We start from the raw sequence: 17503 nt of genomic DNA, 5'->3' as shown, positions 1-17503 counted from the left end.
TCATGGGCAGCAGGAAAGTGAACACCGAAGGCATTGACGAGGAACTGTTGATAGCCTCCATCGGCAGACGCAGGCAGGACGGGACCCTGTACCACGCGCAGGAGCCGCCCGCGCCTGCTCCCGAAGAAAAAAGCGTCCCTGAAACGGAACCGCCGCCCGCGCAATACACGGCAAAGGAAAAACCGCAGAGGGACACTGTCCGCCGCAAACGGCAGGAGGACGACTATTCCGGGCTGTTCCTCCGCCGCAACGAGATAAAGACGCGCCAGTGCGTCTATATCAGCCGCGATGTCCACAGCAAGATTCTCAAAATCGTGAACGACATCGCCGGGCGTGAAATCTCGGTAGGCGGCTACGTGGACACCGTGCTGCGCCAACATCTGGAACAGCACAAGGAGAAAATAAACGAACTGTACAAGAAACAACGTGAAGACTTGATTTGAATATGGAAAAGAACCAGAAAAACAGAAGTCCGCAGCATGACGGCGGCGGTATGCTTGCCCAAGTGCAGGCGAGTGTGGAAATCCTATCCCCCGTGCCGTTAGGCGGCAAATGCGGTGAAAAGGACTATGAACGGCTGTTCATCCGTGAAGCCGAAGTGAAGGCACGCGAGGGAAAGATGGCGTATGTGCGTCCGGAGTACCACGACCGCATCATGCGCATCACCCGTGTGATCGGGCATGACAAATTGTCGCTGTCCGCCTACATCGACCATGTGCTTACGCACCACTTCAACCAGTGCGAGGAGGCGATAAAGAGCCTTTACGCCCAGAATTACGACGCAGTATTTTAACCCTCAAAAAGAGAACGTGCATGAGTGAAACAATAAGCATGACTGATATTCTGCTGACCGTATCGGTCGGCTGCAACCTGTGGTTCCTGTTCCTGCTCCTTTATGACAGGATCATGGAAACCAGACTTGTCCGCTTCCTAAGAAGCATAGCCGGAGTGTGGCGGTCGTTGGGCGGCACGGCGGCAAAGCCCGAAACGGTAAGGGACACACCGCCCGCAGACACCCCGGACATCATCGGCAAGAGCCGTTTCAGGATGGCATCGCCCCGGACAACCGCTGCCATACCGACGCAAGAAGCCGCCACTTCGGAAAAAGGCATTGAGCTGACGGAGGAAGAGACTACTTTTGACGACGGAAACACGGAAACCGTGTCCCGTCCCGCACAAGTCCCGGAGGATAAACTCGACGAAACCTTCACGAGCCTCACGCCTTCGGAACTGGAGTTCGGGGAGGACGAGCCGGAGGAAGAAACGCCCGACGCGCCGAGGGCATCGGGAAGCAGTTTCGACGAGATAGACGATGCGGTCAGAACCGCCAAGAACCCGGAAGCGACAACGACGGAACGGGAGCGGGCGGCAAAGGTCTTCACCGACATGGAAGGGACGGAGCTGTACGAGAAGCTGATGACCGGCTCGTCTGAAATGAGCATCCGCATCAAGGGACTTATCGAAATCCGGCTGAAGAAGAATAAACCGAAAAAGGATTTTGTCGTCCCGGACAGTATTGAGAACTTCGACATCCGCAACTATGTATAACGACTAAAAAAGAATGAGAATGAAAACGTAAGACGGCATCACCCACGCGCACGGCGGTACAAGGTACAGCCAATTCGCAACGGACACACCCAAGTCCGTAGAAACAAACGGGCAACCCACTAAACCAAAGTAAAGTAATCGAGTATCAACCGCCCGACAAAGGACCATCCACCCTTTGGACGGCACAAAACAAGAACAGTTTATGAACAAGAACAACAGACAGAAACTTATCCTCTCTGCGGCACTTCTGGTTGCCGCAACCGCCTCCGCCTTCGCGCAGGGAAACGGCATCGCGGGCATCAACGAAGCCACCTCTATGGTGAGTTCGTACTTCGACCCCGGCACGAAACTCATCTACGCCATCGGCGCGGTAGTCGGGCTTATCGGGGGCGTGAAAGTGTATGGGAAATTCTCGTCCGGCGATCCCGACACATCCAAGACTGCCGCCTCGTGGTTCGGGGCGTGCATCTTCCTGATTGTCGCCGCCACCATCCTGCGCTCATTCTTCCTTTAATAAACAATGTATGGCTGAATACCCGATAAACAAGGGTATCGGCCGTCCGGTAGAGTTCAAGGGTTTGAAGGCTCAGTACCTCTTCATCTTCTGCGGAGGTCTGCTGGCTCTCTTCGTCCTGTTCGTCATCCTCTACATGGTCGGCATCGACCAGTGGGTATGTATCGGCTTCGGCGTGGCATCGTCTTCCATCCTCGTATGGCAGACCTTCGCGCTGAACGCCCGGTACGGCGAACACGGACTGATGAAATTAGGGGCAACAAGGAGCCATCCCCGATACCTTATCAACCGGCGGCGGATCACCCGATTATTCAAACGGAAACGAAAGGAAGAAACGACATGAGGAATACATCCAAAATGACAACACTGGAAAACAAGTTCCCGCTATTGGCGGTGGAGCAAGGTTGCATCATCTCCAAAGACGCCGACATCACGGTGGCTTTCGAGGTGGAACTGCCGGAGCTTTATACCGTGACGGGTGCGGAGTACGAGGCTATACACGGCTGCTGGTGCAAGGCGATCAAGGTGCTGCCGGACTTCTCCGTCGTCCACAAGCAGGACTGGTTCATCAAGGAGAAGTACACGCCGGAACTTCACAAGGACGACATGAGTTTTTTGAGCCGCTCTTTCGAGCGGCACTTCAACGAGCGACCGTACCTGAAGCACACGTGCTACCTCTACCTGACCAAGACGACGAAGGAGCGTAACCGGATGCAGAGCAATTTCAGCACGCTGTGCCGGGGGCATATCATCCCGAAGGAACTGGACAAGGAAACAGCCGCGAAGTTCATGGAGGCTGCGGAACAGTTCGAGCGCATCATCAACGACAGCGGCTTTGTCAGGCTGCGCCGCCTCTCCACCGACGAGATCGTGGGGACAGACGGCAAAGCCGGACTGATAGAGCGTTACTTCTCGCTCATGCCCGAAGGCGACGCCACGTTACAGGACATAGACCTCTCGGCACGGGAGATGCGCATCGGCGACAATCGCCTGTGCCTGCACACCCTGTCCGACGCGGAAGACCTTCCCGGCACGGTGGCTACCGACACACGGTATGAGAAACTCTCCACCGACCGCTCGGACTGCCGCCTCTCCTTCGCCTCCCCGGTGGGGCTGCTGCTCTCCTGCAACCACATTTACAACCAGTACGTGATTATCGACAACAGCGAGGAGAACCTTCAAAAATTCGAGAAGTCCGCAAGGAATATGCAGTCGTTATCCCGATACAGCCGGAGCAACAGCATCAACCGCGAGTGGATAGACCGCTACCTGAACGAGGCGCACTCCTACGGGCTGACCTCGGTGCGGGCGCACTTCAACGTCATGGCGTGGAGCGACGACGCGGAAGAGCTGAAGCACATAAAGAACGACGTGGGCAGCCAGCTGGCAAGCATGGAGTGCGTGCCGCGCCACAACACCATCGACTGCCCGACACTTTATTGGGCGGCTATGCCCGGCAACGCGGCGGACTTTCCGGCGGAAGAGAGTTTCCACACCTTCATCGAACAGGCGGTGTGCCTCTTCACGGAGGAAACCAACTACCGCAGCTCGCTCTCGCCCTTCGGCATCAAGATGGTGGACAGGCTCACGGGAAAACCGCTGCACCTCGACATCAGTGACCTGCCGATGAAGCGGGGCATCACCACGAACCGTAACAAGTTCGTATTAGGTCCTTCGGGCAGTGGCAAGTCGTTCTTCATGAACCACCTCGTGCGGCAATACTACGAGCAGGGCGCGCATGTGGTATTGGTGGACACGGGAAACTCCTATCAAGGGCTATGCGAGATGATACGGCGCAAGACGGGCGGCACGGACGGCGTGTATTTTACCTACACGGAGGAGAAGCCCATCAGCTTCAACCCGTTCTATACCGACGACTACGTGTTCGACGTGGAGAAAAAGGACAGCATAAAGACGCTGCTGCTGACGCTCTGGAAGTCGGAGGACGACAAGGTGACGAAAACCGAAAGCGGGGAATTGGGCAGTGCCGTGAGTGCCTACATCGAGCGCATCAGGGCTGACCGGAGCATCGTCCCCTCGTTCAACACCTTCTACGAGTACATGCGCGACGACTACCGCAGGGAACTGGCGGAACGCGACATCAAGGTGGAGAAGGAGGACTTCAACATCGACAACATGCTCACCACCATGCGGCAGTATTACCGGGGCGGACGCTACGACTTCCTGCTCAACTCGGCGGAGAACATCGACCTGCTGGGCAAACGGTTCATCGTCTTCGAGATCGATTCCATCAAGGACAACCGCGAACTGTTCCCGGTAGTGACCATCATCATCATGGAAGCCTTCATCAACAAGATGCGGCGTCTGAAAGGTGTGAGAAAGCAGCTTATCGTGGAAGAGGCTTGGAAGGCTCTCTCGTCGGCGAACATGGCTGATTACCTGCGCTATATGTACAAGACGGTGCGCAAATACTTCGGTGAGGCAATCGTGGTGACGCAGGAGGTGGACGACATCATTTCCTCGCCCGTCGTCAAGGAGAGCATCATCAACAACTCGGACTGTAAAATCCTGCTTGACCAGCGCAAGTACATGAACAAGTTCGACCAGATTCAGGCGTTGCTCGGACTGACGGAGAAGGAGAAGTCGCAGATACTCTCCATCAACATGGCGAACAACCCCTCACGGCTCTACAAGGAGGTGTGGATAGGCTTGGGCGGCACGCAGTCGGCGGTCTATGCCACCGAGGTGAGCGCGGAAGAGTATCTGGCGTACACCACCGAGGAAACGGAAAAGGTGGAGGTGTACCGTCTGGCGGAGCAATTGGGCGGCGACATCGAAGCCGCCATCCGACAGCTTGCCGAAAGACGGAGAAACAAGCAGTAAGTAATCAATAATCGGTAAAACAGATTTATCAACGAAAAAAGAAAAGCGTATGAGCATATCAAGAATGAAGATGCTGCAAGTCAGCAAGTGTCTGATCGGATTGGCGGTCATGGTGCTGCAATCCTGCGACGTGGCGGAGAACCGCCGCGACCTGCTGTGCGGGAATTGGGAAAGCGTGGAGGGCAAGCCCGACGTGCTTATCTACAAGGAGGGCGAAGCCTACAAGGTGACGGTATTCAAACGGAGCGGCATCCGCCGCAGGCTGAAACCGGAAACCTACCTCTTGCAGGAGGAGAACGGCAACCTGTTCATGAACACCGGCTTCCGCATCGACGTGGCGTATAACGAAGCCACCGACGTGCTGACCTTCTCACCGAACGGGGACTACGTGCGTGTGAAGCCGCAGCCGGAAACTCCGGCAGGAAAATAAGAACCGCTAAAATCCAAAGAAACATGAGAACAAGAATAACATTCGTCATCTGCCTGTGCCTGCTTCTCGCGGGCAGGGCTTCCGCCCAATGGGTCGTGAGCGATCCGGGCAATCTGGCGCAGGGCATCATCAATGCCTCGAAGAACATCATCCACACCTCGAAGACCGCCACGAACATGGTGAATAACTTTCAGGAAACGGTGAAAATCTACGAGCAGGGCAAGAAGTATTACGACGCCCTCAAATCCGTGAACAATCTGGTCAAGGACGCCCGCAAGGTGCAGCAGACCATACTGATGGTAGGCGACATCACGGACATCTACGTGACCAGCTTCCAGAAGATGCTGCGCGACGACAACTTCACGGTGGAGGAACTCGGAGCCATCGCCTTCGGGTACACGAAGCTGCTGGAGGAATCCAATGACGTGCTTACGGAGTTGAAGAACGTGGTGAACATCACCACGCTCTCCATGACGGACAAGGAGCGCATGGACGTGGTGGAACGCTGCCACTCCAAGATGAAGCGTTACCGCAACCTCGTGAGCTACTACACCAACAAGAATATCAGCGTGAGCTACCTGCGTGCGAAGAAGAAAAACGACCTTGACCGCATCATGGGGCTGTACGGGAGCATGAACGAAAGATACTGGTAGCCTATGGAGTTCGACAACCTTCACCAGATTCTCCGCTCGCTCTACGAGCAGATGATGCCGCTGTGCGCCGACATGGCGGGCGTGGCGAAAGGCATCGCCGGGCTGGGCGCGCTCTTCTATGTCGCCTACCGGGTATGGCAGTCGTTGGCGAGAGCCGAACCGATAGACGTCTTCCCGATGCTCCGTCCCTTTGCCGTCGGTCTGTGCATCATGTTCTTCCCTACGGTGGTGCTTGGCACGATAAACAGCGTCCTCTCGCCCGTCGTGCAGGGTACGGCGAAACTGCTCGAAACGCAGACTTTGGACATGAACAAGTACCGGGAGCAGAAGGACAGGCTGGAATACGAGGCGATGGTGCGCAACCCCGAAACCGCCTACCTCGTGTCCAACGAGGAGTTTGACAAGCAACTGGAGGAATTGGGCTGGTCGCCCTCCGACATGGTGACGATGGCGGGGATGTATATCGACCGGGGGATGTACAAGATGAAGAAGGGCATCCGCGACTTCTTCCGCGAGATACTGGAACTGATGTTCCAAGCCGCCGCCCTCGTGATAGACACCATCCGCACCTTCTTCCTCGTGGTGCTGGCGATACTCGGTCCGATAGCCTTCGCCATATCGGTGTGGGACGGCTTCCAAAGCACGCTCACGCAGTGGATATGCCGCTACATTCAGGTCTATCTGTGGCTGCCCGTGTCGGACATATTCAGCACCATACTCGCCAAGATTCAGGTGTTGATGCTCCAGAGCGACATCGAGCGCATGCAGACCGACCCCAACTTCTCGCTGGATTCCAGCGACGGGGTGTATATCGTGTTCATGATAATCGGCATCATCGGCTACTTCACCATTCCGACGGTGGCGGGCTGGATCATCCAAGCCGGGGGCATGGGCGGCTACGGGCGCAACGTGAACCAGATGGCGGGACGCGCCGGAGGCATGGCGGGAAGCGTGGCGGGTGCTACCGCAGGCAACATGGTCGGACGTGCCGGGAAACTGCTGAAATAATCAATGTGGAATTATAAACGGAAAAAGTAAAATGGAATTCAAGTCACTCAAAAACATCGAATCATCGTTCAGGCAGATACGCCTGTTCGGTATCGTCTTCCTCTCGCTGTGCGCAGTGATAACGGTATGGAGCGTGTGGAGTTCCTACCGCTTCGCGGAGCGGCAGCGGGAAAAGATCTATGTGCTGGACAACGGCAAGTCGCTGATGCTGGCACTCTCGCAGGACCTCTCGCAGAACCGTCCGGCGGAAGCGAGGGAGCATGTGCGCCGCTTCCACGAGCTGTTCTTCACGCTCTCGCCCGAAAAGAGCGCGATAGAACACAACGTGAAGCGTGCGTTGCTGCTGGCAGACAAGAGCGTGTACAACTACTATTCGGACTTCGCCGAGAAGGGGTACTACAACCGCATCATCGCCGGTAACATCAACCAAGTGCTGAAGGTGGACAGCGTGGTGTGCGACTTCAACGGCTATCCCTACCGCACCGTGACCTACGCCACGCAGAAAATCATCCGGCAGAGCAACGTCACAGAGCGCAGCCTCGTGACCACGTGCCGCCTCTTGAACTCGTCCCGTTCGGACGACAACCCCAACGGGTTCACCATCGAGGGATTCACCATCATCGAGAACAAAGATTTACAAACCATCAAAAGGTAAACGGACATGAAGAAAATCAAGAAATCACTGTGGAGTGCGTACTGGAAACTCCACGACAAAAAGAAAATGCTGGTGGAACGGCTCAAAGGGTATCTGGACGGCTTGCCGCCGAAGACACGCAGGCGCATCGTGCTGGCGATGCTCATCGCATTCGCCGCACTTGCCCTCTACACCTTCGGTAAAGCCGTCTATGACATCGGCAGGAATGACGGCAGCCGGATGGAGATAGACCATGCCGGACAGGTGGAACTGTCCGTGAAGCCGGATAACAATCACAATGTAATACCTTATTTATATGGAACAGACGAAGAATGAACCCAAGAACGAAAACAAGGCGGCTCCCGGCAACGACAAGCCGAAAAAGGAGCGCAAGCCGCTGACCGAAGCCCAACGGCTGAAACGCCAGAAAATGATAGTGCTTCCCGCTATGGTGCTGGTATTCATCGGGGCTATGTGGCTGATATTCGCCCCGTCCTCCGGCAAGGAGCAGGAGCCGGGAACAAGCGGCTACAACATCGAGATGCCCGATGCGGACAAGGAGAACCGCCGGATTATCGGTGACAAGGCGAAAGCCTACGAGCAGGGGGCAATGGAGGAACGGCAGGAGAACCGCAGCCGCGCCATGCAGCAGTTGGGCGACCTGTTCGACCGCGAAACGGTGGAAGCGGATGGGGACAGCGACTTCGACCTTGCCAATCCCGGCGGAACGGAAGAGGCGGTGAAGCCAGCACCGAAGACCATCCAGTCCTCGGCAGCCGCCTACCGTGACCTCAATGCCACGCTCGGCAACTTCTACGAGCAGCCGAAGAACGACAATGCGGAGATGGACGAGCTGCTGGAACGCATCGCCACCCTCGAATCCGAACTGGAAAGCGGAAAAGAGAGAAGCTCCACGATGGACGAGCAGGTGGCACTCATGGAAAAATCCTACGAACTGGCGGCGAAGTACATGGGCGGTCAGAACGGCACGCAGGCGGCAGCGGGACAGACCGCAGAGCCGTCCCCCGTGCAGAAAACCGGAAAGAACACGGCAAAACCCGTCAGGCAAGTGACGCATCAGGTGGTGTCCTCGCTCGGACAGCCCATGAGCAATGCCGAATTTGTCGCTTCCTTCTCGCAGGAACGCAACCGCAGTTTCAACACGGCGGTGGGCGTTACAACCGTACCGGACAGGAACACCATACCGGCATGCGTCTATGGGGCGCAGAGCGTGACGGACGGGCAGGCGGTCAGGTTGCGGCTGTTGGAGCCGATGGCGGTAGCAGACCGGATCATCCCCCGTAATGCGGTGGTGGTCGGCGCAGCCAAGATTCAGGGTGAACGGCTCGGCATCGAAATCACCTCGCTGGAACACGACGGTACGGTTATCCCGGTGGAGTTGGAGGTCTATGACACGGACGGGCAGCCCGGCATATTCATCCCCAACTCGATGGAGATGAACGCCGTCAGGGAGGTTGCCGCCAACATGGGCGGTTCGCTCGGCAGTAGCATCAACATCTCCACCAATGCCGGGGCGCAGCTCGCCTCCGACTTGGGCAAGGGGCTGATACAAGGCACGAGCCAGTACATTGCCAAGAAGATGCGCACCGTCAAAGTGCATCTGAAAGCCGGGTACAGGGTCATGCTCTATCAGGAGAAGAACTGATGTATAATCATAAGAAATCCAATCAATAACAACAACCCACTAAATTCAAAGTAAAATGAGAAAAGTAATCATGATGTTTGCCCTCGCTATGGGCATCGCAACTGCCAACGCGCAGGAAAACGTAACCGTTGAAACGACCAACGGAAGTGAAGAACTGACCTTGACAAAAGAGGTCTATCCGCAGAAGGAGGCGGACGGCGACCTGTATCACGGTCTGACGAGAAAGCTGGGCTTTGACCGCATGGTTCCCCCGCACGGCTTGGAAGTGACCTACGACAAGACCGTGCATGTCATCTTCCCGGCGGAGGTGCGCTATGTCGATTTAGGCTCGCCCGACCTGATTGCGGGCAAAGCCGACGGAGCGGAGAACGTCATCCGTGTGAAGGCTACCGTGAGGAATTTCCCGAACGAAACCAACATGTCCGTCATCACGGAGGACGGGAGTTTCTACACCTTCAACGTGAAATACGCCGCCGAACCGCTGCTGCTCAACGTGGAGATGTGCGACTTCATCCATGACGGCGAGGCGGTGAACCGTCCGAACAACGCGCAGGAAATCTACCTGAAAGAATTAGGCAGCGAAAGTCCGATGCTGGTGCGCCTTATCATGAAGTCCATCCACAAGCAGAACAAACGTGAGGTGAAGCATATCGGCTGCAAGCGTTTCGGCATCCAGTACCTTCTGAAAGGCATCTACACGCACAACGGGCTTCTGTATTTCCACACGGAAATCAAGAACCAGAGCAACGTGCCTTTCGATGTGGACTACATCACATGGAAAATCGTGGACAAGAAGGTGGCGAAGCGTACCGCCGTGCAGGAGCGTATCATCCTGCCGCTCCGCGCGCAGAACTACGCCACGCTCGTGCCGGGCAAAAAAAGCGAACGCACGGTCTTCACGATGGCGAAGTTCACCATACCCGACGGCAAGTGCCTCGTGGTGGAGCTGAACGAGAAGAACGGCGGCCGTCACCAGTCCTTCGTGATCGAGAACGAGGACTTGGTGCGCGCCAATACCATCAACGAACTTCAAGTGCGCTGACCATGAGAAAGTACATCGCAATAATCATCGCGTCGCTTGCCCTGTTCACGGGGCAGGCGCACGCCCAGCGATGCCTGCCGAAGATGCAGGGCATCGAGGTCAGGGCGAATCTGGCGGACGGCTTCAAACCCGGCGGCAACGACGGCGGGTACAGTTTCGGGGCGGCTCTCTCCACCTACACGAAGAAGGGGAACAAATGGGTGTTCGGAGGTGAGTATCTCCTGAAAAACAACCCGTACAAGGACACCGCCATACCTGTGGCGCAGTTCACGGCGGAAGGCGGCTACTATTTCAAGATACTTTCCGATGCCCGTAAAATCGTGTTCGTCTATGCGGGGGCTTCGGCTCTCGCCGGGTATGAATCGGTGAATTGGGGCGAAAAAGTGCTGCATGACGGTTCGACACTGCACGACCGGGACGCCTTCATCTACGGCGGTGCGCTGACGCTCGATGTAGAGTTTTACGTGGCTGACCGTATCGCCCTGCTCGCCAACCTCCGGGAGCGTTGCCTGTGGGGTGGCGACACGAAGAAGTTCCATACCCAATTCGGGGTGGGCATCAAGTTCGTCATCAACTGACACGCGGCATGGAACGGACGGATATAGACACCATGAGGCAAATATCCCTCGCGGACTTTCTCGCGCGGTTGGGGCATGAGCCTGTCCGAAGGAGCGGAAACGAACTTTGGTATCGTGCGCCGTACCGCAGTGAGCGCACGCCCTCTTTCCGTGTGAACGTGGCGAAACGGCTCTGGTACGACTTCGGTTTGGGCAAGGGCGGTGACATCTTCACGCTTGCCGGGGAGTTTGCCCGAAGCGGTGACTTCATGGCGCAGGCAAGATTCATAGCGGAAACCGCCCGTATGCCGTTTGTCGCATCGGAAAAGCCGTTGTACCTGCCGGAACCGTCCGAACCTGCCTTTGAGGGGGTGGAAGCCGTCCCACTGCTCCGCTCACCATTAACAGAGTATCTGGCGGAACGGGGCATCCCTTATGCCGTTGCATCCCGTCACTGCTGCCGCTTGAACTACGGCGTGCGTGGAAAACGGTATTTCGCAATCGGTTTCCAGAACGTGGTTGGCGGCTATGAAATCCGGAGCCGTTATTTCAAGGGTTGCGTGCCGCCGAAGGATGTGTCGCTGGTCAAAATGGAAAGTTCTCCGACTGGCGTGTGCAGTTTATTTGAAGGATTTATGGACTTCCTTTCCGCTGCCACGCTTGGATTGGAAACAGGCGACAGCCTTGTGCTGAACTCCGTCGCCAACGTGGGTAAGGCGGTAAAACACTTAGACGGGTACGGGCGCATCGACTGCTTCCTCGACCGTGACGAAGCCGGGCGGAGGACGCTGGAAGCCCTCAAAGGACACTACGGCGGACGTGTCTGTAACTGTTCCGCACTCTATGACGGTTGCAAGGACTTGAACGAGTATCTGCAACTGACAGCAAAAAAGAAATGAACAATAACTTAAAAATCAAAGGACAATGAACATACTGAACAACAAGAACAAGAGAATATCCATCTTCAAGGCGTTGGCACTCTGCCTGTTCGCCGCCGTGTCGCTCACGCTCGCATCGTGTGACGATGACATGGACATCCAGCAATCCTATCCGTTCACGGTGGAAACGATGCCCGTACCGAACAAGGTCACAAAGGGGCAGACGGTGGAAATCCGCTGTGAACTGAAAAGGACGGGCGATTACGCCAACACGCTCTACACCATCCGGTATTTCCAGTTCGAAGGGGAAGGCACGCTGAAAATGGCGGGCGGCATTACTTTTCTGCCCAATGACCGCTACCTGCTCGAAAACGAGAAGTTCCGGCTGTACTATACGGCTGAGGGCGACGAGGCGCACAACTTCATCGTGGTGGTGGAGGACAATTTCAAAAATTCCTACGAATTGGAATTTGACTTCAACAACCGGAACGTGAAGGACGACATTCAGACCGTCATCCCCATAGGCAATTACAAACCTCTGCCAAGATGATGCGTGTATTCATGGCTATCCTCTGTTCGCTGCTGGCGGTCTGCTCCGTGTCCGCACGGGACAGCCGTCGGAAGGGGACGGACAGGCAGGCGGCAATCTACCGCCTGCCGCCTTTTGAGCGGGCGGTTCGCTGTACGAAGTATTTTGAAGGCTGGCACTCGGAGAAACACCACCCATACGTGGGCTGGGGTCATCAGGTGCAGCCGGGGGAAAGGTATTCGGCACGCACCATGACGAAGCGGCAGGCGGACGCACTCCTGCGGAAAGACTTGCGTAAGTTCTGCGCCATGTTCCGTAAGTTCGGGCGTGACAGTCTGCTCCTTGCCACGCTCGCCTACAATGTCGGTCCATACCGGCTTTTGGGGAGCGGGAAGATACCCAAAAGCACGCTGATCCGAAAATTGGAGGCGGGCGACAGGAACATTTACCGGGAATATATCGCTTTCTGCAACTACAAGGGGAAACGGCACGCCATGCTGCTCAAACGGAGAAAGGCGGAGTTTGCGCTGCTGTACATTCCGTAACATGGCAAATGCCTGACAAATGAAACTCCGATGAAGCCGCAACTTCATCGGAGTTTCCGCTTTTCATACATTCGGGATTTTTCCTTTGCCGATTACTTCACCGTCCCTGCAATGCTCTATGATGCCGGGCGAAAATCCCATCTCCCCGATTGCGATATGCCGGATATACTCCACATATTCCTGACCTTGAAAAATCCTGCCCGTGAGGTTTTTGAAAATCATCCTTATGCTTGTTCCGTCATCGCTGTGCAGGATGATTTTTCCGTTCTGTCTGATTTCTTCCATGATTGAAACTTGTTTTTGTGAATACTATCGTAGATTGGGACAGCGGTTTCTTTGCTACTTTCTTTGTCCGCCGTCATGCTCACCGAAAGAAAGTAGGGCGGCTTTGTCCGCCGCCACTCAAAAATGGGTGTAGAGTCCTGTTACCATCGTGAACATTTCTTCCAGCATATCGCAATATATGCCATCGTGTGTTTCGATGTCCTTCGTCTTGCACTCGAATGTCTTTTTGCTGAACGTCCTGCGGTAGAAACGCATATTGTAGAGGTCTAAGCCGGCATCGTAGATGATGTCAAGGCGGTTGGCACTCGTCTTGTTCCTCGCAAGGCTCATGCGCAGTCCGTTACCCATATCTATAAAGTCCTTGCTTCCCGTCATGGCGGCAAAGCGTCTGCCGCCTATCTGCTGTAAAATAGTCTTCGCTATCATGCTTTTCTTGGTTGTAGGTTGGCGGTGCGGACACCGCCAACTTGTTTAACATTCTGTTATCTCGGCAATGGGTGTGTTTCGTTTCAACCATTCCATCAGGCACTCCATATTGTACTCGCTTGTGATGACTGCCGTATGGCTGTTGATGGCGGTAAACCTGCTGCTCTCGTAGTCGTCTATCCACCCTTTTAGGGTATCAACTCCCCACGCTTCGGCATCGTCAAAGATGCCGTCCAATACTTTGATAGGCTCACTGAACTTCACTATCAGCGTTTGATAGGCTGCGTTCATCGTCTGTCCTCCTTTCCTTCCTTTGCCGTGAGCCACTCATCCCGTGCTTCTCGGCACTCGTCCAATGTGGGTTTGACACAAGAGAACAACTCTCCGTCTGTGGGGTGGCGGTAGTCGTACTGCACAAGTGTCCGCTTGCGTCTGCCGATACCTAATTGGAAACGCTCGTATTTCTCCGTACCTGCTTCCGTGCAGGTGCTTACTCCGTTGATGGTCATCCGTGTTGCCATAATCGTTGATTTTAGGGTGGTTAAAAATGTACTGACAAAACTCTGTTCTTCATCACCATTTCGGGGTCGCTCGTGTAGCGTTGGTGCAGGTAGAAATGGTGGGAACCGAAGCCGTAAAGGAAAAACCTGTCAAGTCCGTGCTTCTCGGCAAAGTTCTTTACACTCCGTCTTAACTGCTCCTCACTCGTTGCAAGAGTGAGGAGGTTCACAAATTCAAGGAACATCGTGGGGATTTTATCGTCCCACAGACAAACCATGCTTTCAATTTTTACTTCCATACTATTGGGTATTATAGGTTGATACTATGCCGCTTCCATCCGCTGGCGGATAAGGTTCACGTTGCTGTTCACAAGGTTTACAATGCGGTCGTGGTACTCGGTATTGGAATTGTGCAAGCCACGACTTTGCACCACTTCCAATGTCTTCAAGGAAACCTCCACCGTTTCTATGCGCTTGCCGTCAATGGTAGCGGATAGGATAAGAGAGTTCTTTTCAAGGAAATAGGAGTTGGAAAACACGCAATGGTGCAGTTCCGTCCCTTCCGCTGCAAACTCCGCAACGCTCTCCAACACACGCACCTGCAAAGTGCCGTCCGTGAAGGCGATGCCGAAGAATATGCCTTTGAGTTTGCGGTATGCCTTCTCGTGTTTCTTCGCTTGGCGGATGCGTTCCTCCAACTTCTTGCGTTCTATCTCCTTGTTGCGCTTGTGCATAAGTCTGTCGTGTTCGGCTTTGAGGTCGGAGGGACAGACGTACTTCGGGCTGTTCGTGTCCTTGCCGAAATGCCGCAGGAGGTCTATGGTGTCACGCCACATGGAGCCGTCAGCAATGGTGTAGCCGTTGCGGATACATATCTTTACGGATGCCCAATACCTCTCTATGTCAAAGGAACTGCGGATATAGTGGCGCAACATGGGGTATTGCCCTGCCTTCAACAGCGTTTCGGCTCGGCTGTCGGAAAGGATAGCCGTGAAAAGGTCGTAAGGCAGTATGTTGTGGTATTCGCCATTGAAGCCGTTGCGTTTCAGTTCGGGTATGAAACGCTGTCGGGGATAGGTGCAGACGGGGTTTATATCGTATGCACGGAGTTTGTTGTTCTTGCGTACCTCCATGTCGCTGTATTCCGCCCATAGGTCGTAGTAAAGTATGGACATTCCACGCAGTCGGGCAATGGTGACGGTTGTGCCTTTGGGCGAAATCCACCTTTGCACCACTTCATAAATGGAATACCCGGCTGCCTGCCCTGCCTTGTATTGGGACTTGACGAAGAAGAAGCGTATCACTTGGTACTGCTTGCAGGTGGTGATGATGCAGAAATACTCGTTCTCGCTGAACACGCTCTTTCGGGTGCGCAACGCTTCCAACTCCATGCCGCAATGCGGGCAGGTGCATCCGCAAACGGTGTCCGCAAGGTTGTGTTCACTCCTCCACGAATGTCCGCACTCGGTGCAGATGTTCGTGCCGTCCGCCCTCTTGATGGCGTAATGTTTGAAGCAATGGCGGAAAGCGTAAGCCCTCTGTGTGGCGGTCAATTTCGGCAGTCGCTCGCTCAATCGTGCGACTTCCTGCTGTATGGGTGTTCTCGGTTTCATAATCAGAAATTGAATAGGTTGGGTTGTTGTACTTCTTGTGCGGTCGCTTTGGTGGCGGTTCTCGGCTTGCTGCGGTTCTGCAACTTGCGGAGTTCCTCCTCTTGGTATCTGCGGACTGCGTTCTGCCGTGCTTCCGCCTTTTCCTCTGCCGTGAGTTCCACAACGTGGTTCACCGCCACTTGGCACTGAATGGGCTTGCCTACCTCTATCTCGTTCTCGTCATAGTAGTGGACGGCTTGCCCGAATATCTCCCCGTCCGTGAAGCCGTTGCAACCGCTCCGCTGCACGTAGTTGAGAATGTAGGTGACACAATCGTCTATGTTCTTGGCAGGGTTGCGGTAGTTCCTCGCAAAGAGCGTATCTTCCGCTGCACGCTGCTCCAGATACATCTGTATCGTTCTCTTGAAATGTTCTGTTCCTTTCATATCGCTGTCTTTTTTAGATTGTCTGTTTCAGTATTTCTCTCCAATAGGTCGGCTCTACCTCGCTCAGAAGGAAGTCTGTAAAGTCCCTCCGTGCGTCCTTGTTCAGTTCTCGGTAGAGTTCACGGAACACGGATATGTTGCCGTTGATGTACGTTTCCACCATGTACACGAAGATGTTGTCCACCTCGTAGTATCTGCACTGCTGCGCTGCCGTTTTGCTGCTTCTCTTTGCCATGTCAGTAGGGGTTAAAGGGTGAATAACCAAAGGATGAAGCCGAAGAAGGCAATAGTGGAAAGGATAGCCACGATTACACCTATCGCCACTCGGAACACTCCGTTTACAATCTCTCTAATAATGCCCCAAAAGATGCCGAACATCCCGAAGGCGGTGCGTACCATCAAGCCGCATATCGCAAGCCCTATGTACTGCGCCATTTGTCTGAAATTTGCCGTTGCCGTCATATCTTCGCTGTTTTTGATTTTTTTGTTTTTTAATGCGGATTCAAGAGCTGAGGGAGTTGAGTTTCAAACTATCTTATCTGCCTCTCGTTTATCCGACATTTTTTTTATGCGTCTTTCTGTCGCATCGGTCGTTTTCGTTTCGGGTGCTTGAAAAGGTAGGGATTAGGGAATGCAAGGTTTTTCGGGAAAAATACTACCCGCAGGGCTGGAGATTTTTTCCGAAAACAGGAGGCTTGACCTTGCATTCCCGTCCAATCCCGGAATTACCTTTGCGCCCAGAACGGAAATGACTATCTGATGCGGCTCACTGAAAGACGCGAAAATGGAGGTAAACGGAAGTGGAGGCAGATTGGACAGGAAAACTTCAAAAGAGAAATCCGTAAAAAAGGGAAAACGCCAAAAGGAAAAGGGACATAGCCGGAGGTGTGAAACCGGGCAAACCACCGGCAAGGAAGTATGATTTTATATGTCTGGCCGAGCGTGTACGGTCGGACGGATAAAATCATTCTTCCCGGTTTGCCTGCCGTGTGTGACGGCTTGTTCCATTTATGGATCGGGCGGTCAGACACGGCTTTCCGCTTACGGCTCAAAGGAACAGTGGAAAAAGAAAAATCGTCAGAAACCCGTAAAAGCACCTCTTTGGCATAAGCACAAAAGAAATGGGCCTTGCATCATTAGTCTAAACTGTTGTTTAGGCGTGAGGTAAAGCCCTTTTCTCCGCTTATGCGTAGTCGGCATACGTTCGACCAAAATCCTTTTGGGCGATGGTGTGCCGACGGACAAAACCGCTTTTACGGAAAAACTTGTATGAGAAGAAAAAATTAGGGAGATTCATTTCAAAATCTCCCGTTTTATTGTTACTTTTGCATACGAAGAGTTCTTTGAAGGTTACGCAACGCGCAGAAGGATGATGCAGTAGATAACTAACTAAATCGTAACCTATT

At 54.3% G+C, this 17503-nt stretch carries 28 protein-coding genes; 18 read left to right on the top strand and 10 right to left on the bottom strand.

The genetic code is table 11. From position 1 onward, the window contains the following. Positions 1-2: 2 nt before the first annotated feature. From HMPREF2983_RS05190 to HMPREF2983_RS05110, 17 genes are all read left to right on the top strand, one after another. Positions 3-443 carry a DUF3408 domain-containing protein gene (locus HMPREF2983_RS05190; protein WP_007366516.1) on the top strand — a complete coding sequence of 147 codons (441 nt, stop codon included), beginning with the start codon at positions 3-5 and terminating at the stop codon, positions 441-443. 2 nt (positions 444-445) lie between these two features. Next, entirely contained in the window at positions 446-793 is a 348-nt protein-coding gene (locus HMPREF2983_RS05185) for a DUF3408 domain-containing protein (RefSeq protein WP_028899187.1), read from the top strand. A 20-nt stretch (positions 794-813) separates the two neighbouring features. Beyond that, positions 814-1548: a hypothetical protein gene (locus HMPREF2983_RS05180; RefSeq protein ID WP_007366514.1), complete on the top strand. Its 735-nt coding sequence runs from the start codon at positions 814-816 to the stop codon at positions 1546-1548. 202 nt (positions 1549-1750) lie between these two features. After that, a complete protein-coding gene (locus HMPREF2983_RS05175) occupies positions 1751-2062 on the top strand; it encodes a DUF4134 domain-containing protein (protein ID WP_009016663.1) in 312 nt (103 codons plus the stop codon). Between the two features lie 10 nt (positions 2063-2072). Next, positions 2073-2405, top strand: a complete 333-nt coding sequence (locus HMPREF2983_RS05170; RefSeq protein WP_007366512.1) for a DUF4133 domain-containing protein — start codon at positions 2073-2075, stop codon at positions 2403-2405. Continuing rightward, positions 2402-4906 (top strand): TraG family conjugative transposon ATPase, encoded by a 2505-nt coding sequence (locus HMPREF2983_RS05165; RefSeq protein ID WP_005850488.1) that lies wholly within the window; start codon positions 2402-2404, stop codon positions 4904-4906. Before HMPREF2983_RS05170 ends, HMPREF2983_RS05165 begins: the two co-directional genes overlap by 4 nt. Positions 4907-4955: 49 nt before the next feature. Beyond that, on the top strand, positions 4956-5336 hold the full coding sequence (locus HMPREF2983_RS05160) for a DUF3876 domain-containing protein (protein WP_007366509.1): 381 nt from the start codon (positions 4956-4958) through the stop codon (positions 5334-5336). A 23-nt stretch (positions 5337-5359) separates the two neighbouring features. Then, positions 5360-5989 carry a DUF4141 domain-containing protein gene (locus HMPREF2983_RS05155; protein WP_007366508.1) on the top strand — a complete coding sequence of 210 codons (630 nt, stop codon included), beginning with the start codon at positions 5360-5362 and terminating at the stop codon, positions 5987-5989. A 3-nt stretch (positions 5990-5992) separates the two neighbouring features. Continuing rightward, entirely contained in the window at positions 5993-6997 is a 1005-nt protein-coding gene (gene traJ / locus HMPREF2983_RS05150) for a conjugative transposon protein TraJ (protein ID WP_007366507.1), read from the top strand. A 31-nt stretch (positions 6998-7028) separates the two neighbouring features. Continuing rightward, positions 7029-7652, top strand: coding sequence for a conjugative transposon protein TraK (traK, locus tag HMPREF2983_RS05145; RefSeq protein ID WP_007366506.1), 624 nt, complete (start codon positions 7029-7031; stop codon positions 7650-7652). Between the two features lie 6 nt (positions 7653-7658). Continuing rightward, positions 7659-7967, top strand: coding sequence for a TraL conjugative transposon family protein (locus HMPREF2983_RS05140; protein WP_007366505.1), 309 nt, complete (start codon positions 7659-7661; stop codon positions 7965-7967). Further along, complete coding sequence (gene traM / locus HMPREF2983_RS05135) at positions 7948-9297, top strand: conjugative transposon protein TraM (RefSeq protein ID WP_007366504.1); 1350 nt, start codon at positions 7948-7950, stop codon at positions 9295-9297. The genes HMPREF2983_RS05140 and traM overlap by 20 nt, the downstream gene beginning before the upstream one ends. 55 nt (positions 9298-9352) lie before the next feature. Next, positions 9353-10339: a conjugative transposon protein TraN gene (traN, locus tag HMPREF2983_RS05130; RefSeq protein WP_007366503.1), complete on the top strand. Its 987-nt coding sequence runs from the start codon at positions 9353-9355 to the stop codon at positions 10337-10339. Between the two features lie 2 nt (positions 10340-10341). After that, on the top strand, positions 10342-10917 hold the full coding sequence (locus tag HMPREF2983_RS05125) for a conjugal transfer protein TraO (RefSeq protein ID WP_007366502.1): 576 nt from the start codon (positions 10342-10344) through the stop codon (positions 10915-10917). A gap of 8 nt (positions 10918-10925) precedes the next feature. Then, the gene (locus HMPREF2983_RS05120) at positions 10926-11795 is read left to right on the top strand and encodes a toprim domain-containing protein (protein WP_007366501.1); all 870 of its coding nucleotides are present in this window, start codon (positions 10926-10928) and stop codon (positions 11793-11795) included. 25 nt (positions 11796-11820) lie between these two features. After that, positions 11821-12324 carry a DUF3872 domain-containing protein gene (locus HMPREF2983_RS05115; protein ID WP_007366500.1) on the top strand — a complete coding sequence of 168 codons (504 nt, stop codon included), beginning with the start codon at positions 11821-11823 and terminating at the stop codon, positions 12322-12324. Then, on the top strand, positions 12321-12848 hold the full coding sequence (locus tag HMPREF2983_RS05110) for a glycoside hydrolase family protein (protein ID WP_007366499.1): 528 nt from the start codon (positions 12321-12323) through the stop codon (positions 12846-12848). The genes HMPREF2983_RS05115 and HMPREF2983_RS05110 overlap by 4 nt, the downstream gene beginning before the upstream one ends. A gap of 63 nt (positions 12849-12911) precedes the next feature. Here the strand turns inward: HMPREF2983_RS05110 and HMPREF2983_RS05105 are convergent, their stop codons facing one another. From HMPREF2983_RS05105 to HMPREF2983_RS13435, 9 genes are all read right to left on the bottom strand, one after another. Next, positions 12912-13133: a DUF7688 family protein gene (locus HMPREF2983_RS05105; protein ID WP_007366498.1), complete on the bottom strand. Its 222-nt coding sequence runs from the start codon at positions 13131-13133 to the stop codon at positions 12912-12914. Between the two features lie 117 nt (positions 13134-13250). Further along, positions 13251-13559 carry a hypothetical protein gene (locus HMPREF2983_RS05100; RefSeq protein ID WP_007366497.1) on the bottom strand — a complete coding sequence of 103 codons (309 nt, stop codon included), beginning with the start codon at positions 13557-13559 and terminating at the stop codon, positions 13251-13253. Between the two features lie 45 nt (positions 13560-13604). Further along, complete coding sequence (locus tag HMPREF2983_RS05095; protein WP_007366496.1) at positions 13605-13850, bottom strand: DUF6956 domain-containing protein; 246 nt, start codon at positions 13848-13850, stop codon at positions 13605-13607. Next, complete coding sequence (locus HMPREF2983_RS05090; protein WP_007366495.1) at positions 13847-14080, bottom strand: DUF3873 domain-containing protein; 234 nt, start codon at positions 14078-14080, stop codon at positions 13847-13849. Before HMPREF2983_RS05090 ends, HMPREF2983_RS05095 begins: the two co-directional genes overlap by 4 nt. Positions 14081-14100: 20 nt before the next feature. Next, on the bottom strand, positions 14101-14358 hold the full coding sequence (locus HMPREF2983_RS05085) for a hypothetical protein (protein WP_007366494.1): 258 nt from the start codon (positions 14356-14358) through the stop codon (positions 14101-14103). 24 nt (positions 14359-14382) lie between these two features. Further along, positions 14383-15672, bottom strand: a complete 1290-nt coding sequence (locus HMPREF2983_RS05080) for a PcfJ domain-containing protein (protein WP_014224642.1) — start codon at positions 15670-15672, stop codon at positions 14383-14385. Positions 15673-15674: 2 nt separating this feature from the next. Further along, positions 15675-16097 (bottom strand): PcfK-like family protein, encoded by a 423-nt coding sequence (locus HMPREF2983_RS05075; protein WP_007366492.1) that lies wholly within the window; start codon positions 16095-16097, stop codon positions 15675-15677. A gap of 13 nt (positions 16098-16110) precedes the next feature. Then, complete coding sequence (locus tag HMPREF2983_RS05070) at positions 16111-16332, bottom strand: hypothetical protein (RefSeq protein ID WP_007366491.1); 222 nt, start codon at positions 16330-16332, stop codon at positions 16111-16113. 11 nt (positions 16333-16343) lie between these two features. Further along, entirely contained in the window at positions 16344-16559 is a 216-nt protein-coding gene (locus HMPREF2983_RS13435) for a hypothetical protein (RefSeq protein ID WP_007366490.1), read from the bottom strand. 456 nt (positions 16560-17015) lie between these two features. On the opposite strand from HMPREF2983_RS13435, the gene HMPREF2983_RS13430 reads away from it, so the two are divergent. Next, positions 17016-17207 (top strand): hypothetical protein, encoded by a 192-nt coding sequence (locus HMPREF2983_RS13430; protein WP_014224645.1) that lies wholly within the window; start codon positions 17016-17018, stop codon positions 17205-17207. A 73-nt stretch (positions 17208-17280) separates the two neighbouring features. Here HMPREF2983_RS13430 and HMPREF2983_RS14135 read toward each other — a convergent pair. After that, positions 17281-17503 (bottom strand): hypothetical protein (locus HMPREF2983_RS14135; protein WP_210400364.1); only part of this gene is annotated, 223 nt, incomplete at its 5' end.

The sequence above is a fragment of the Prevotella sp. HMSC077E09 genome, assembly GCF_001814685.1.
Taxonomy (GTDB): Bacteria; Bacteroidota; Bacteroidia; order Bacteroidales; family Bacteroidaceae; genus Prevotella; species Prevotella oris.
The sequence above is the reverse complement of the archived record's forward strand: the minus strand, read 5'-3'. Positions and strand labels throughout refer to the sequence as shown.